The organism is Mycobacterium sp. pUA109, from assembly GCF_041287095.1.
Lineage (GTDB): Bacteria > Actinomycetota > Actinomycetes > Mycobacteriales > Mycobacteriaceae > Mycobacterium.
Genome location: NZ_JBGGKS010000011.1, coordinates 145,702 through 160,520, shown reverse-complemented (window position 1 = coordinate 160,520; position 14,819 = coordinate 145,702). Strand labels below are relative to the sequence as shown.

Below are 14,819 nucleotides of genomic sequence, written 5' to 3'. Positions count from 1 at the left end.
TGTGGAGCCTAGGGGAATCGAACCCCTGACACCTGCCTTGCAAAGGCAGTGCTCTACCAACTGAGCTAAGGCCCCGGGTACTGATCAGCCGGGGCTCAACCGCCCCGGATCGGCCACAGTGTGCCACACCTGGGCGTTGCCGCGCGATCGCACGATCACCGCGGTGACCACAACCAGCGCCAGCAGCACGGCCAGTCGCCTCACCTGCACCCTCCTCGGGGTCGGACCAGCCAGCCGACACCGCCGGCATTGTGGGCCTAGGAGGACTCGAACCTCCGACCTCTTCGTTATCAGCGAAGCGCTCTAACCGCCTGAGCTATAGGCCCGCACGTACATACGGCCGAGCGACGAGATTACCGCACTCGATGCCAGCCGCCCAAACTCGTCTTAGTCGCGGTCGGCCAATGTCACCTCGATGCCGCCGATCAAGTCGGTGGTCAGGTTGTAGATCAACGCACCGACGGTGGCCATCGCGGTGAGCAAGACGATATTGACCAGCCCTATCAGGGTGGCGCCGCCGAAGATGGATCCGCTGGAAACCAGCTCGGTGGCACCGCTGGTGTTGTTCAACAGGTCGCCGACATTGCTGTTCAGCTTGCTCCACACCCCCATGCTGCCCAGCACCAGGTACAGGAACGCCACCGCGATCATCCACACGAAAAACAGTGCCACCGACAAGATCAGCGACACCTTCAGCGTGCTCCACGGATCGATGCGACGAATCTGCATGCTGGCCCGCACCGGGCCGCGGGGAGGACGGTGGTTGGACACCTGGACCCGTCGCTCCGGGGTCCGCGCCGTCGGGGCCGGGTCCGGCGGGGGTTTGCGGGGCGGTGCCGGGCGTCGCGTCGGACCGGACAGGTCGGGCAGCTCGCTGCCATAGGCGTCGCCGCGCTGGCCTTCACCGCGTGCCGCGGCGCCCTCGGCGTCGGGTCCGGCCGACTTGGCCCGGGCGCCCGGTGCCGCGGTCCCGGTGATGTACCGGCTGAGCCGAGCGTCCACGCCGGACGAATGCCCGGTGGATCCCGTGTCCGGCGTCTCGGTCGGCCGCTGCGGCGTCTGACGGGGCCGTGGGCCGCGCTGCCAGGGCGCCGCTTCCCCGTTCTCGGTGACCCGGCCGGAGCCGGATCCGGGCTGCGGGCGGCGCCCGGTGCCAGAGTCGCCCGGGCCGCTCCCGTTCCTGGCGCTATCGCCCGGGCGTCCCGGCTCGTTCGGTGCAGTCACCCACGGCTCCTTACCTGTGTGCCCGCCGCCCCGGTGGGCGACGGTCGCGTCACGTCGCGTCGGGCGCGGTCTCCAACTCGGTCTCGGCCGCTCCGCTTTCCTCGGCATTGCGCGCGATGGCTATCAGTGTGTCGCCCTCGCCCAAGTTCATCAACCGAACGCCCTTGGTCTGCCGCCCGGCTTTGCGAACCTGGCGCGCCGCGGTACGGATCACGCCGCCGCCGGAGGTGATCGCATACAGCTCGCTGTCGTCGTCCACGATGAGCGCCCCGACCAGCCTGCCTCGACGTTTGTCGTACTGGATGGTCAGGATGCCCTTACCGCCGCGGCCCTGGACCGTGTACTCCTCGATCGCGGTGCGCTTGGCATATCCACCCGAGGTGGCGACCAATAGATAGGTGCCTTCCCGGACCACGTTCAGCGACAGCAGGTAGTCGTCGGTGTTGAACCGCATCCCCTGGACCCCGGAGGTGGCGCGGCCCATCGGGCGCAGCGCCTCATCGGTGGCCGAGAATCGGATGGACTGCCCGTTAGCCGACACCAGCAGCAGGTCATCGTCGGCCGAGCACAACACCGCACCGACCAACTCGTCGCCGTCCCGCAGATTCACCGCGACGATGCCGCCGGAGCGGTTGGAGTCGAAGTCGGTGAGCTTGGACTTTTTGACCAGCCCGTTACGGGTGGCCAGCACCAGGTACGGCGCGTCCTCGTAGCCCTTGATCTGGATCACCTGGGCGATCCGTTCCTCGGGTTGGAACGCCAGCAGGTTCGCCACATGCTGACCGCGCGCGGTCCGGGACGCCTCCGGCAGGTCGTAGGCCTTGGCCCGATACACCCGGCCCTGGGTGGTGAAGAACAGGATCCAGTCGTGCGTGGAGCACACGAAGAAGTGCGCGACGATGTCGTCCTGCTTCAACCCGGCGCCCTGCACACCCTTGCCCCCGCGTTTTTGGCTGCGGTACAGGTCGGTCTTGGTGCGCTTGGCGTAGCCGGTTTCGGTGATCGTCACCACCACGTCTTCGCGGGCGATCAGATCCTCGTCGCTGACCTCACCGTCGGCGGCGATGATCCGGGTGCGACGGTCGTCGCCGTGCTTGTCGACGATCTCGGCGAGCTCGTCGTGCACAATGCCGCGCTGCCGCTCCGGTTTGGCCAGGATGTCTTCCAGGTCGGCGATCTCGGCCTCGATCTTGGCCAGATCGTCGATGATCTTCTGGCGTTCCAGCGCGGCCAGCCGGCGCAACTGCATATCCAGGATGGCCTGGGCCTGGATCTCGTCGATATCGAGCAGCTCGATCAGGCCTTGGCGGGCGATATCGACGGTTTCCGAGGCCCGGATCAACGCGATCACTTCATCGAGCGCGTCGAGCGCCTTGACCAGACCGCGCAGGATGTGGGCCCGCTCGTTGGCCTTGCGCAACCGGTACCGGGTGCGCCGGACGATGACGTCGAGTTGGTGATCGACGTAGAGGCGGATCAGCTGATCCAGCCGCAGCGTGCGCGGCACCCCGTCGACGATCGACAGCATGTTGGCACCGAAGCTGGTCTGCAACTGGGTGTGCTTGTACAGGTTGTTGAGCACCACCTTGGCCACCGCGTCGCGCTTGATCTCGACGACGATGCGCAGCCCCACCCGGTCGCTGCTCTGGTCCTCGATGTTGGAGATGCCGGCGAGCTTGCCGTCGCGGACCTGTTCGGCGATCGAGGTGATGAAGTTGTCGTGGTTGACCTGGTACGGCAACTCGGTGATCACCAGCGAATTGCGGCCCCGGGAGTCCTCTTCGATCTCCACGACACCGCGCATTTTGATCGACCCGCGTCCGGTCTTGTAGGCGTCGTTGATGCCCTGTGAGCCGACGATCAGCCCGGAGGTGGGGAAGTCGGGGCCCTTGACCCGTTCCATCACCGCGGCCAGCGTCGCCTCTTCGTCGGCGTCGAAGTGCTCCAAGCACCAGAACACCGCGTCGGCGAGCTCGCGCAGGTTGTGCGGCGGAATGTTGGTGGCCATCCCGACCGCGATACCGCCCGACCCGTTGGCCAGCAGGTTGGGGAACCGGCTCGGCAGCACCGTCGGCTCCTGCACCCGGCCGTCGTAGTTCGGGATGAAATCGACGGTCTCCTCGTCGATTTCGCGCAGCATCTCCATCGCTAACGGGGTCAGCCGAGCCTCGGTGTTGTGGCTGACGAAGCCGTTGGTGATGAAGGCGTGGTCGTCGGTGTCAACGCGGAGGCTGTACACGGGCTGGACGCCGGCGTCGGTCACAGAGGCGACGCGGGCGTAGTAGAACCGCCCGTCGGTGAGGTCGGTCGCGATCGCCCGCACGTCGGGATCGGCGATGTGGCTCAGAATTTCCGCCCCATGCTGCCGCCATCTCGACAGCCGGTCGATGTTGTGTTTGCGCAGCCACTCCTTATCGACCCAACGACTGCCGCAGTGCCTACGGATGAATTCCGCCAGGCCGGGCACATGATCACCGTCCAGGCCTGCTGGCGCTTCGGGCAGTGCACCAAGCAGCGCCTTGAGTTTGTCCTGTTTAACTCCGCCAAACCCGATTTGTGCGGCGAAAAGTTCAGCCTGGGCGCGGTTGGTGATGACGACCTTGTGTTCGCCGACCGTGTGGCGATAGCGGTGACTGACGACGCCGAACTCCAGCAGCATGTGCTGGACGTCCTTTGCGAGCCGTTCGCTGCGTGTCGAGTAGGACACCTGGATGGTGTTCCGCGGCAGCCCAGAGCACGATCCATCACCCTCGAACAATGTCTGCAGGAATACCCGCTTGACCGCCGCAGGCGCCTGCCACAGCCATTCTGGTACCGCTTTATCTGCCGAACGCTGGCCCAGTACCTCCCACAGACGGCTACCGCGCAACGGTGTGACGTTGTGGATATCAAGCTCGTACAGCAGCGATCCCGACGCGATCGTCCGCTCCGACACGTAACGCGGGCCGCCTACGACAGCGTCATAAGCGGTGACCACCGCGTTGAAGAAGTCGCGGTCGAGGTTATTGAACCCGGCACGCGCTGCCGATACGAAGCCTTCGCTGATGAACGCCCCCAGCAACAGGGCCTCCATCGTCGGCCGCCAGTCCGCTGGACCGAACTCCACTGGCGGGGTCCGCTGCAGTACGACGTGGTCGTCCGGTCTGATCTCTTCGATGAGTTTCCATAACAACGTGGGCACGCCACCCACATCAACTAGGCACAGCAGCGGGTGGTTCGCGGTGCCAGTGACTTCATACCCTTCGCCGGTGCGCACGGTGTAGGTCAGGTGGTCACCCGAATGGAACAGTCGGTCGGCGACAACGGGGTTGCCGTGCCGGTCGAGGACCTTCAACTCGACAGTGTTGTCGGAGTTCGGTCGAGCCCCACCAACAACATCACCGATCCGCACCGACTGCCCAAAGGGCAACCGCACCAGGGCATCCCCGGTAATGCAATACCGCATCGCCGCTGGGGGATCGTTGCCCGGGGACCCGAAGTTGCCCTGGCCGTCGACCAACGGATACCGCAGCGACCAGGGCTGGGCCATCCGCACCAGGGTGTCGTAGATCGACGCGTCGCCGTGCGGGTGGTAGTTACCCATCGTCTCGGCGACCGAGCGCGCCGACTTGGCGTGGCTACGGTCCGGCCGGAACCCGGAGTCGAACATCGCGTACAGCACCCGGCGGTGCACCGGCTTGAGGCCGTCGCGCACCTCGGGCAGCGCACGACCCACGATCACGCTCATCGCGTAATCGATGTAGCTGCGCTGCATCTCCTGCTGGATGTCGACCGGCTCAACCCGGTCGACGGAGTCGTCGCCGGGTGGCAGCGTGGTATCGGTCATCTGTTCCTCGTTCGTCGATGAGTCAGGTCAAGGGCGTGGCGATCAGACGTCCAGGAACCGAACGTCCTTGGCGTTGCGGGTGATAAAACTGCGGCGGGCCTCGACGTCCTCGCCCATCAGCACGGAGAACAACTCGTCGGCGGCCGCCGCGTCGTCGAGGGTCACCCGGCGCAGCACCCGCACCGACGGATCCATCGTGGTTTCCCACAGCTCCTTGGCGTCCATCTCGCCCAGACCCTTGTAACGCTGGATGCCGTCGTCCTTGTTGATCTTCTTACCGGCTTCGAGTCCGGCCTTCAGCAACCCGTCGCGTTCCCGGTCGGAGTAGGCGAACTCCGGGTCGGTGCGCTGCCACTTCAGTTTGTACAGCGGCGGCTGCGCCAAGAACACGTGCCCATTTTCGATCAGTGGCCGCATGAACCGGAACAGCAGCGTCAGCAGCAGCGTGGAGATGTGTTGGCCGTCGACGTCGGCGTCGGCCATCAGCACAATCTTGTGGTAGCGCAGCTTGGAGATGTCGAACTCATCGTGGATACCGGTGCCCAGCGCGGTGATGATCGACTGCACCTCGGTATTTTTCAGCACCCGGTCGATGCGGGCCTTCTCGACGTTGATGATCTTGCCGCGCAGCGGCAAAATCGCCTGGAACATCGAGTCGCGCCCACTCTTCGCGGAGCCGCCGGCCGAATCACCCTCCACCACATACAATTCCGACTTGCGTGGGTCGGTGGAACGGCAGTCGGCCAGCTTGCCGGGCAGGCCCCCGAGATCGGTTGCGCTCTTGCGGCGCACCAACTCCCGGGCCTTGCGGGCCGCGATACGGGCCTGCGCCGACGACACCGCCTTGTTGACCACGGTCTTGGCGTCGGCCGGGTTGGCCTCGAACCAGTGGCTGAGCTGCTCGTTGCAGACCTTCTGCACAAACGATTTGACCTCGGTGTTGCCCAGCTTGGTTTTGGTCTGACCCTCAAACTGCGGTTCGGCGACCTTGACCGAGATGACGGCGGCCAACCCTTCCCGAATGTCGTCGCCGGTGAGGTTGGGGTCCTTCTCCTTGAGCAGTTTCTTGTCCTTGGCGTACCGGTTGACCACCGAGGTCAGCGCGCTGCGGAACCCTTCTTCGTGGGTGCCGCCCTCGTGGGTGTTGATCGTGTTGGCGAAGGTGTGCACCGACTCGGAGTAGCCCGCATTCCACTGCATGGCGATTTCAACTTCGTGGCCGGTGCCCTTGCCGGAGAAATCGACGATGGTGGTGTGGATCGCGTTTTTGGTCCGGTTGATGTGCTTGACGTAATCGACCAGGCCGCCGGGATAGTGGAACGTGCGGTGTTTAACCTTGTGCGGCGCAACGGACTCGGCTGCCTGCTCCTCGGCGGTCTTCGGCGCGTCGGCCACGTCGCTGACGACCTCGTCGACCACCTCCTCCTTGGTGACCCGCTCGTCGGTCAGCGTGATGGTCAACCCCTTGTTCAGGAACGCCATCTCCTGAAGTCGGCGGGCGACGGTCTCAAAGTTGTATTCGGTGGTCTCGAAAACGTCCGGATCGGCCCAGAACCGCACCGTGGTCCCGGTCTTTTTGGTCGCCGCACCCTGCTTGAGGGTGCCGGGCACCGAGTGGTCATAGAACTGGGACCACTCATAGCCGTCGACCGAGATCTCCACTTCGAGCCGGGTCGACAATGCGTTGACCACCGACACGCCGACCCCATGCAGGCCGCCGGACACCGCGTAGGCGTCCGAGTCGAACTTCCCGCCGGCATGCAACTGGGTCATCACCACGTCGACGGTGGGGATACCCGAGGCGTGCATGCCCACCGGGATCCCGCGGCCGTCGTCGCTGACCTGCACGCCCCCGTCTTCCAGTAGTTTGACGTCGACAGTGGTGGCATACCCGGCCATCGCCTCGTCGACGGAGTTGTCGACCACCTCCCAAACCAGGTGGTGCAACCCGCGCTCTCCGGTGGAGCCGATATACATGCCCGGACGTTTCCGGACAGCCTCCAACCCCTCTAGAATGGTGATCGATTGGGCGTTGTATTCGTCTTTTGCTTTCTTCTTTTGGGCAGCCACAGTCGGAAAGCTCTCCTTGGGGGTCGCGTGCGAGCGGTCCGGTCACCGCAGCATGTCGTCCCGGTCAGTCTACCGCGATCGGCCGTCGGCCTCGATTCTCTGGGGGCGTTTCTGCACAGCTATCCGAGCCGTGCGCTCAATATTTTGGCTGTGGGCGCGTCCCGACGCTGGACAGCGGGGTTTGTAGCGTCCTGGCGGCTCTGAGCGGCACGGCGCCGGGTCACCCGTAGGTGTCCCGGGGTCCGCGACCGGCGATGTGCCGGGGTCCCTTGCGCCACGACGGCGCCGACGGACCGGTGATCTTCAGGCTGGTCACCACCCCGTCGCCGACCGCGGCGGCGATCTTGGCCAGCAGTTGTGCCTGCACCATCCGCAGCTGGGTCGCCCACGCGGTCGACTCGGCCGTCACGCTGAGCACCCCGTCGCGCAACTGGGTGGGGGTGGCGTGGTCGGCGATCTGCCCGCCCACCACCGACGACCATTGCCCGAACACCGCGCCCTCGGCGACCCGCGGGGTCCAGCCGCGGGTGCGGGCGAGATCCCGGGTGGCCGCACCCAGCGGTTGTGGGTCCCGGGAGTCGGGCCCGGGTCCTGACCAGCGGCGGCGCCGGGCGGCGGCGCCAGCCACCCGGCGCGAAACCGGTGCCCGGCGGCCCTGACCGACATCCTTACCTTGCACCCGGGCGGCGCTGCGGGCTTCTTCCAGGGTGCGCCGCACCAAATCCATCCCGGACAGCCCCGCCAAGTGCTCGGGCGGACCGGCCGGCGTGTCGTCGTCGTTCTCGGTCATAGCTGGACCGCCGAGGCGCGCCCGGTTTCGGAGTCCGCGGCGCTGATCGGCACCTGTTTGGCGTCCCAATCCGCCGGAATGTCCTCGGCAACCGCGGCGGTGACCAAGACCTGTTCGGCGGTCGCGGCGACATTAGCCAGGGCGCGACGGCGGGCGGTATCCAGCTCGGCGAACACGTCGTCGAGTAACAACACCGGTTCGGCGCCCTCGGTGCGCAGCAGTTCGTAGGCCGCCAGCCGCAACGACAACGCCATCGACCACGATTCCCCGTGGCTGGCAAAGCCTTTCGCGGGTGTGTCGCCGAGCCGCAATTCCAATTCGTCGCGATGCGGGCCGACCAGGCAGACCCCTCGGTCCAGTTCGGCTTGACGGCGCCGGGCCAGCCCGGTCAACAGCGCGTCCTGCAGTGCGGCGACGTCATCGGCCCACTCACCCGGCGGCATCTGGACGCTGGGGCGGTAGGCGATCGCGGCGGGCCGCGAGGTCGGGGCCAACAACTGGTAGGCCTTTTCCACCTCCGGCGCCAACAGGTTGACCAGGTCCAGCCGAGCCGCCATCAGCTCCGCGCCGTGGGCGGCCAGTTGGCTGTCCCACACCTCCAGGGTGTCCAATACGCCGCGCTCACCGCGGTGCAACGCGCCGGCGGCCGACTTGAGCAGCGCCGTGCGCTGCCGAAGAGCCCGGTCGTAGTCGGCGCGCACCCCGGCGATCCGGGGCCGCCGGATCGTGGCCAGCTCGTCCAGGTAGCGGCGCCGCTCACCCGGATCGCCCCGCACCAACGCCAAATCTTCGGGCGCGAACAACACCGCCCGCAACACGCCGAGTACCTCGCGCGGGCTCCGCACCGGACTGCGGTTGAGCCGGGCCTTGTTGGCCCGCCCCGCCGCGATCTCCAGGTCCACGGCCAGCTCCCGGCCCTCGTTGACCACGATCGTGGACACCACCGCGCGGGACGCCCCCGCCCTGATCAGCGGCGCATCGGTGGCGACCCGGTGAGAGTTCAGCGTCGACGAATACCACAACGCCTCAAGCAGGTTGGTTTTCCCGTAGCCGTTGGGCCCGACGAACACGGTGCGGCCCGGCTCGAGCTCGATGTCGGCGGACGGCCAGGATCGGAAATCGGTCAACCCCAGCTGGCGGATGTACAACCTAAATCCTCGACTGCAACGCCGCAGTGTTAACCCGGCAACCGAACCGGCATCAACAGATACACGTAATCCGACGGCTGCGCCTCGAACGGTCCGGCGCCTTCGGGTCGTGGGTCATCCTCGCGCACCGGCCGCAGCACCGCTGGTTTCTTCGGCGTGGTGAACCCGAAACACACCTTCTCGGAGTGCAGCGACCCCAAGCCGTCGGTCAAATACGTCGGGTTGAACGCGATCGTCAACGGTTCACCCGCGAACTCGACGGCCAGGTCCTCCTCGGCGCGGCCGACGTCGTCGGCCCCGGCCGACAACCGCAGGCTGCCGTCACCCAATTCCATCCGGACCTGCGCGCCCCGGTCGGCGACCAGCGCCACCCGCTTGATCGCTTCGGTCAGTTCGGCGACATCCATGGTGGCCACCGCCGTGTGCTCGCTGGGCAGCAGCTGACGGAACTTGGGAAACTCGGCGTCCAGCAGCCGGGTCGTGCTGCGTTTGCCGTTACTGCTGATCCCCAACAGGCCGTCGCTGCCCACCGACGACCCGGTTCCCAGCGATAAGTGCACCTCCGACCCGTCGACCCCGGCCTTCGCCGCCTCGGCCAGCGTCTTGGCCGGCACCAGGACCGCAGCCTCGATGTCGGCGCCCGCCGACCAGGTCAGCTCGCGAACCGCCAGCCGGAACCGGTCGGTGGCCGCCAGCACCACCGTCTCGCCCGAAATTTCCACCCGGATCCCGGTCAGCATCGGCAGTGTGTCATCGCGACCGGCCGCGACCGCGACCTGACCGATCGCCTCGGCAAAGACGTCGGCGGCCACCACACCGGTCTCGTCGGGCAACGCCGGCAACGCCGGATAGTCCTCGACCGCCATGGTCGGCAGCGAAAACCGGGCACTTCCGCAGGTCAACGACACCCGGGTGCCCTCGACGCTGACGTCGACGGGTTTGGCCGGCAGCGCCCGGGTGATGTCGGACAACAATCGGCCGGATACCAAAACGCTTCCCGGAGAAGCGATTTCAGCGGGCACGCGAACTTCAGCGGAGACCTCGTAGTCAAACCCGGAGACGGTCAGGCCCTCATCGGAACCGGTCAGCAACACCCCGGCCAGCACCGGTTGCATCGGCCTGGTGGGCAGGTTCTTCGCCACCCAGGCGACCGCATCTGCGAAGTCCTCTCGCATCAAGCGAAACTTCAAGTCGGTCAATCCGACTCCCGTCGACGCCACGTCCATAGTGTCCCTCATCACCCCTACATCAAGCTCTCGATCGGCTACCGGCCCCGCGAGCGGGTAAGTGCCCCGGTGACGAACACCTTGACCGTGGTACGCCGCGACGGCCGCATACGGCGGTCGAGACACAACCGTAGAGCGTTTGACGGCATCTTGAAAGCTAAACGACCACCCCGACAGGACAGGCCTCGGGGTGAGAACCCAGCTCGAGCCGATGGGTGTGGACAGTGCGATCCCCAGCGGTCTGTTTCTAAAGGAAATCTAGGTAGAGATACCAGTAACAGTATTAAGGCCTGTGCATGTTGGGTACAGCCCGGTGTCAGCGCTGCTAAACGGCTTGCGGGGCTGTGGATTCGCCGTGCACAACGGTGTGGCGTGGGGCCCCGGGTTGGGGATGTGTGCCGGGTTGTGCACGGGGTTGTGCGGTCGCGGCGGGTTAGTCCGCCGGTTGTGCACACGGCTATACACAACGCACGGCTGTGATTGGTGGTGCCAACGAGCCAGAAGTTTTTGGTGATTGGTGGGCGAAAATCAGCGTTTGGCGCGCTGGCGGATGCGGGTGGTGAGCTCTTTGACCTGATCGAAGACCTCGCGCCGCTCGGCCATCTCGCCGCGAATCTTGCGTTCGGCGTACATCACGGTGGTGTGGTCGCGGCCGAAGGCCTGACCGATCTTCGGCAGCGACAGGTCGGTGAGTTCCCGACACAGGTACATCGCGATCTGACGTGATTGCGCCAGGGCGCGGGTCTTACCCGGCCCGCGCAGTTCCTCGATCGTGGTGTCGAAGTACTCGGCGGTGGCCGCCATGATGGTGGCGGCGCTGATCTGCATGGCGCTGGCGTCGGCGATTAGGTCCCGCAGCACGATCTCGGCCAGGGCTTTGTCGATCGGTGTCTTGTTGAGCGAGGCGAACGCGGTGACCCGGATCAGCGCACCCTCTAACTCCCGGATATTGCGTTCGATGCTGGTGGCGATCAGCTCCAACACGTCACCGGGCACGTCGAGGCGCTCGACCTGGGCTTTTTTGCGCAAGATAGCGATGCGGGTTTCCAGGTCGGGGGGCTGGACATCGGTGATCAGCCCCCACTCGAACCGGGTGCGTAACCGATCTTCGAGTGTGGCCAGCTGTTTAGGCGGCCGGTCGGAGGAGATGACGATCTGCTTGTTGGCGTTGTGCAAGGTATTGAAGGTGTGGAAGAACTCCTCCTGGATACCTTCCTTACCCTCGATGAACTGGATGTCGTCGACCAGCAGGACATCGACGTCGCGGTAACTGCGCTTGAACGCGACCTTGCGGTCGTCGCGCAGCGAGTTGATGAAGTCGTTGGTGAACTCTTCGGTGGAGACGTACTTCACCCGCATACCAGGGAACAGTCGTTGGGCGTAGTTGCCGGCGGCGTGCAACAGGTGTGTTTTGCCTAGCCCGGACTCCCCCCAGATGAACAGCGGGTTGTAGGCGCGGGCGGGCGCTTCGGCAATCGCCAACGTGGCGGCGTGAGCAAACCGATTGGAGGCGCCGATCACGAACGTGTCGAACGTGTAGCGCCGGTTCAAACTGGTGCCGCCGGCGTCGCTGGGATCGTTGCTGGGCGGGCGTTCGGTGAAGTAGTTCGGCCACGTTTCGTCGGCGTTCACCGGGGCTTGCCGGTCTGCCTCGACGTCTTCGATATCGGGGGCGCGGTCGTCGGGGATCGCGTCGGCGTCGGGTTCGGCGGGCGGGGGAGCGATGCGGACGCCCAGCTCTACCTGGTGGCCGAGCCGACGGCTGAGCGCCTCGGTGATCCGCACCCGCAGGTGCCGTTCGATCTCGTTCTGCACGAAGCTGCTGGGCACCGACAGAAGGGCGAAGCCCTCCACGATGGTCAGCGGCTGCACCAGGTTTAACCAGGCTTTTTGCTGAGGAGTGAGGGCCGGGACCAGGGCGTCGCCGTTATTGGCCGGATGAGCATCACCGTTGAGTTCGGAAACGACTGCATCCCACACCGTCGGAAAAGCGGAACCGGGATCATCGGTCAATGCCAAATCCCCCCTGCTTCGGTGTCGCGACACAACCTTACTAGCGGGGACGAACTGTCCACACGGTTATCCACAAGTGTGGAAAGGACGTCCGTCCTTGCGTCGCGACCTAGTGGCCGCAGTGTGTGGGGTCGGCGCTCGAGACAGCCAGCATGGGTTGTCTGGACAGGGAGCCGTTCCGCCATCCTCGCATCGTTGTCGGGCGCCGTTCCGGTGTGAAACGGCATTGCCCGAAGCTAACAGTTTTCCGGGCGGGGGACCAATCGTTCGGCGACATTGCCGGGGGTTCTGTGCGATTCGTTGACACGGCGTGACAGCAGTGACGACAGTTAACGATTGTGTTGCGGTCCGGTGGGCCCGCGGGGCGAGGTTTGACCGGGACAACGTGCATCAGTACCCTCGAACAGTCGCCCGAACGTCGGCGATACGGCTGCGACCCGGTGTTGTGTCGGGGACCGCGCCGGTTACCAGCGAGACGCAAAGTTTATCGAGGCTCCCGCCTTCGACGGACACGACTGCACGGTCTGATGTCGAAGACGATGCCAGACGTATGAGGAGAATTCGCCGTGGCCAAGGGCAAGCGGACCTTCCAGCCGAACAACCGTCGCCGCGCCCGGGTGCACGGCTTCCGGTTGCGGATGCGTACCCGTGCGGGGCGCGCCATTGTTTCCGGCCGGCGTCGTAAAGGCCGCCGTTCGTTGACTGCCTGATCCGGTCGCGGGTATCAAGGCGGTGCTTCCCGCGCAGTACCGGATGCGTCGGTCATCCGATTTCAGTGCGACGGTCAAGCATGGAACGCGCGCCGTGCAGCCCGATATCGTCCTCCACGCCCGCCGGGTGGGCGGGGCCGGCGCGGAGCCGGGGCCGCGGGTCGGCTTGGTCGTGGCGAAGGCGGTCGGATCGGCGGTGGATCGGCATCGGGTGGCGCGCCGGTTGCGGCACGTCTGCCGTACGGTGCTTCCGGAGCTGAGCCCGACCGAACAGCTGGTGATCCGGGCGCGGCCCAGCAGTCGGCATGCGGTGTCGGCGCGACTCGAACAGCAGCTGCGGGCCGGGCTGCGGCGTATCCATCAGGTCGAGGGATTCGACCGGTGAGGCCAGCCGGGGCCCTGCGACAGTGGCGAAACGTGCGGGCACTACCGGTTCGTGGGCTGCTGTTTGTGATCAATCTGTATCGGCATCTGGTGTCGCCGCTGCGGCTGCCGAGTTGCCGGTTCATCCCCACCTGCAGCCAATACGCCGTGGATGCGTTGACCGAGTACGGGCTGCTCCGCGGCGCCTGGCTGAGCGTGCTGCGGCTGGCCAAATGCGGGCCGTGGCATCGGGGAGGATGGGACCCGATACCCGAACGAGCCGGATCTTGCGCGCACCACCACGACGTCAGCGAGGTCTGGGACCCCCCAGCGAAGCGAACGGAGAGTGAGCGCCTTGTCCTTTGATCCGGTCAGCCTCGACTACGTGTACTACCCGGTGTCGGGGATCATGTGGCTCTGGTACAAGGTATTCAGTCTCGTGCCGGGACTGGGCCCGGCCAGCTTCTTCACCTGGGTGCTGTCGGTGATGTTCCTGGTTTTCACCCTGCGCGCGCTGCTGTACAAGCCGTTCGTCAAGCAGATCCGCACCACCCGCCAAATGCAGGAGCTGCAGCCGCAGATCAAGGCGCTGCAGAAGAAGTACAGCAAGGACCGGCAGCGCATGGCGCTGGAGATGCAGAAGCTGCAGCGCGAACACGACTTCAATCCGTTGCTGGGCTGTCTGCCGATGCTGGCGCAGGTGCCGGTGTTCCTGGGGCTGTATCACGTGCTGCGCTCGTTCAACCGGACCAGCACCGGGTTCGGCCAACTGGGGCTCTCGCCCGAGGAAAACCGGAAGCTGGGCAACTACTTCTTCGACGCGACCGACGTCGGCCACTTCCTCGACGCGAACCTGTTCGGGGCGCCGCTGAGCGCGAGCATGACCCAGAACCAGGCCAGCCTCGCGGCGTTCTCGAATTTCGAGTTCAACCGGTGGGCGGTGATCGCCGTCGGTGTGCCGGTGATGATCCTGGCCGGGATCGCGACCTACTTCAACAGCCGGGCGTCGGTGGCCCGGCAGAGCCCGGAGGCCGCCGCCAACCCGCAGACGGCGATGATGAACAAACTGGCGCTCTACGTGTTCCCGCTGGGCGTGGTGGTCGGTGGGCCGTTCCTGCCGCTGGCGATCATCTTCTACTGGTTCTCCAACAACATCTGGACCTTCGGCCAGCAGCATTACGTGTTCGGCATGATCGCCAAGGAAGACGAGGCGAAAAAGGAAGAGGCGCTGCGCCGCCGGGCGGCGAATGCGCCGGCACCGGGAGCCAAGCCGAAACGCACGCCGAAGGCCGCCGGCGGTAGCGGGGTGTCGACGACGGTGGACAGCGCCGAGGCCGACGGCGAGGTAACCGACGCACAGCCGGCCGCAACCGAGACGGGGAAGCCCACCGCGGCGAAGAAGACCACGCGGCCAGCGCCCAAACAAAAGAAGCGTAAGCGGTGACCGAG

General features: G+C 65.8%; 11 protein-coding genes and 2 tRNA genes. 4 read left to right on the top strand and 9 right to left on the bottom strand.

Annotated elements, in window-relative coordinates; genetic code table 11:
• Window positions 1-2: 2 nt before the first annotated feature.
• The 9 genes from ACAG26_RS14735 to dnaA form a co-directional block, all read right to left on the bottom strand.
• Window positions 3-75: transfer RNA gene (locus tag ACAG26_RS14735), tRNA-Ala, on the bottom strand.
• A gap of 177 nt (window positions 76-252) precedes the next feature.
• Window positions 253-326: transfer RNA gene (locus ACAG26_RS14730), tRNA-Ile, on the bottom strand.
• 61 nt (window positions 327-387) lie between these two features.
• Window positions 388-1,224, bottom strand: coding sequence for a DUF3566 domain-containing protein (locus tag ACAG26_RS14725; RefSeq protein WP_370483364.1), 837 nt, complete (start codon window positions 1,222-1,224; stop codon window positions 388-390).
• A 49-nt stretch (window positions 1,225-1,273) separates the two neighbouring features.
• Window positions 1,274-5,050, bottom strand: a complete 3,777-nt coding sequence (gene gyrA / locus ACAG26_RS14720) for an intein-containing DNA gyrase subunit A (protein ID WP_370483363.1) — start codon at window positions 5,048-5,050, stop codon at window positions 1,274-1,276.
• A 42-nt stretch (window positions 5,051-5,092) separates the two neighbouring features.
• Window positions 5,093-7,120, bottom strand: coding sequence for a DNA topoisomerase (ATP-hydrolyzing) subunit B (gyrB, locus tag ACAG26_RS14715; RefSeq protein ID WP_370483360.1), 2,028 nt, complete (start codon window positions 7,118-7,120; stop codon window positions 5,093-5,095).
• 220 nt (window positions 7,121-7,340) lie between these two features.
• The gene (locus tag ACAG26_RS14710; protein ID WP_370483358.1) at window positions 7,341-7,910 is read right to left on the bottom strand and encodes a DUF721 family protein; all 570 of its coding nucleotides are present in this window, start codon (window positions 7,908-7,910) and stop codon (window positions 7,341-7,343) included.
• Window positions 7,907-9,058, bottom strand: coding sequence for a DNA replication/repair protein RecF (gene recF, locus ACAG26_RS14705; protein WP_370483356.1), 1,152 nt, complete (start codon window positions 9,056-9,058; stop codon window positions 7,907-7,909). Before recF ends, ACAG26_RS14710 begins: the two co-directional genes overlap by 4 nt.
• Before the next feature lie 29 nt (window positions 9,059-9,087).
• Complete coding sequence (gene dnaN / locus ACAG26_RS14700) at window positions 9,088-10,284, bottom strand: DNA polymerase III subunit beta (protein WP_370483444.1); 1,197 nt, start codon at window positions 10,282-10,284, stop codon at window positions 9,088-9,090.
• A 528-nt stretch (window positions 10,285-10,812) separates the two neighbouring features.
• On the bottom strand, window positions 10,813-12,297 hold the full coding sequence (gene dnaA / locus ACAG26_RS14695; RefSeq protein ID WP_370483442.1) for a chromosomal replication initiator protein DnaA: 1,485 nt from the start codon (window positions 12,295-12,297) through the stop codon (window positions 10,813-10,815).
• A gap of 566 nt (window positions 12,298-12,863) precedes the next feature.
• Here dnaA and rpmH point away from each other — a divergent pair.
• Genes rpmH through yidC form a run of 4 tightly spaced genes read left to right on the top strand, consistent with a single transcriptional unit; the run spans window position 12,864 to window position 14,814 of the window.
• Entirely contained in the window at window positions 12,864-13,007 is a 144-nt protein-coding gene (gene rpmH / locus ACAG26_RS14690) for a 50S ribosomal protein L34 (RefSeq protein ID WP_019735309.1), read from the top strand.
• Between the two features lie 22 nt (window positions 13,008-13,029).
• Window positions 13,030-13,392, top strand: coding sequence for a ribonuclease P protein component (gene rnpA / locus ACAG26_RS14685; protein WP_370483355.1), 363 nt, complete (start codon window positions 13,030-13,032; stop codon window positions 13,390-13,392).
• The gene (gene yidD / locus ACAG26_RS14680; RefSeq protein WP_370483353.1) at window positions 13,389-13,736 is read left to right on the top strand and encodes a membrane protein insertion efficiency factor YidD; all 348 of its coding nucleotides are present in this window, start codon (window positions 13,389-13,391) and stop codon (window positions 13,734-13,736) included. Before rnpA ends, yidD begins: the two co-directional genes overlap by 4 nt.
• Window positions 13,737-13,779: 43 nt before the next feature.
• Complete coding sequence (gene yidC / locus ACAG26_RS14675; RefSeq protein WP_370483440.1) at window positions 13,780-14,814, top strand: membrane protein insertase YidC; 1,035 nt, start codon at window positions 13,780-13,782, stop codon at window positions 14,812-14,814.
• Window positions 14,815-14,819: the final 5 nt, after the last annotated feature.

Coding starts and splice junctions, on each gene's coding strand:
- gyrA (WP_370483363.1), bottom strand. CDS start 5,050: ATGACCGATACCACGCTGCCACCCGGCGACGACTCCGTCGACCGGGTT.
- dnaN (WP_370483444.1), bottom strand. CDS start 10,284: ATGGACGTGGCGTCGACGGGAGTCGGATTGACCGACTTGAAGTTTCGC.
- yidC (WP_370483440.1), top strand. CDS start 13,780: ATGTGGCTCTGGTACAAGGTATTCAGTCTCGTGCCGGGACTGGGCCCG.
- ACAG26_RS14710 (WP_370483358.1), bottom strand. CDS start 7,910: ATGACCGAGAACGACGACGACACGCCGGCCGGTCCGCCCGAGCACTTG.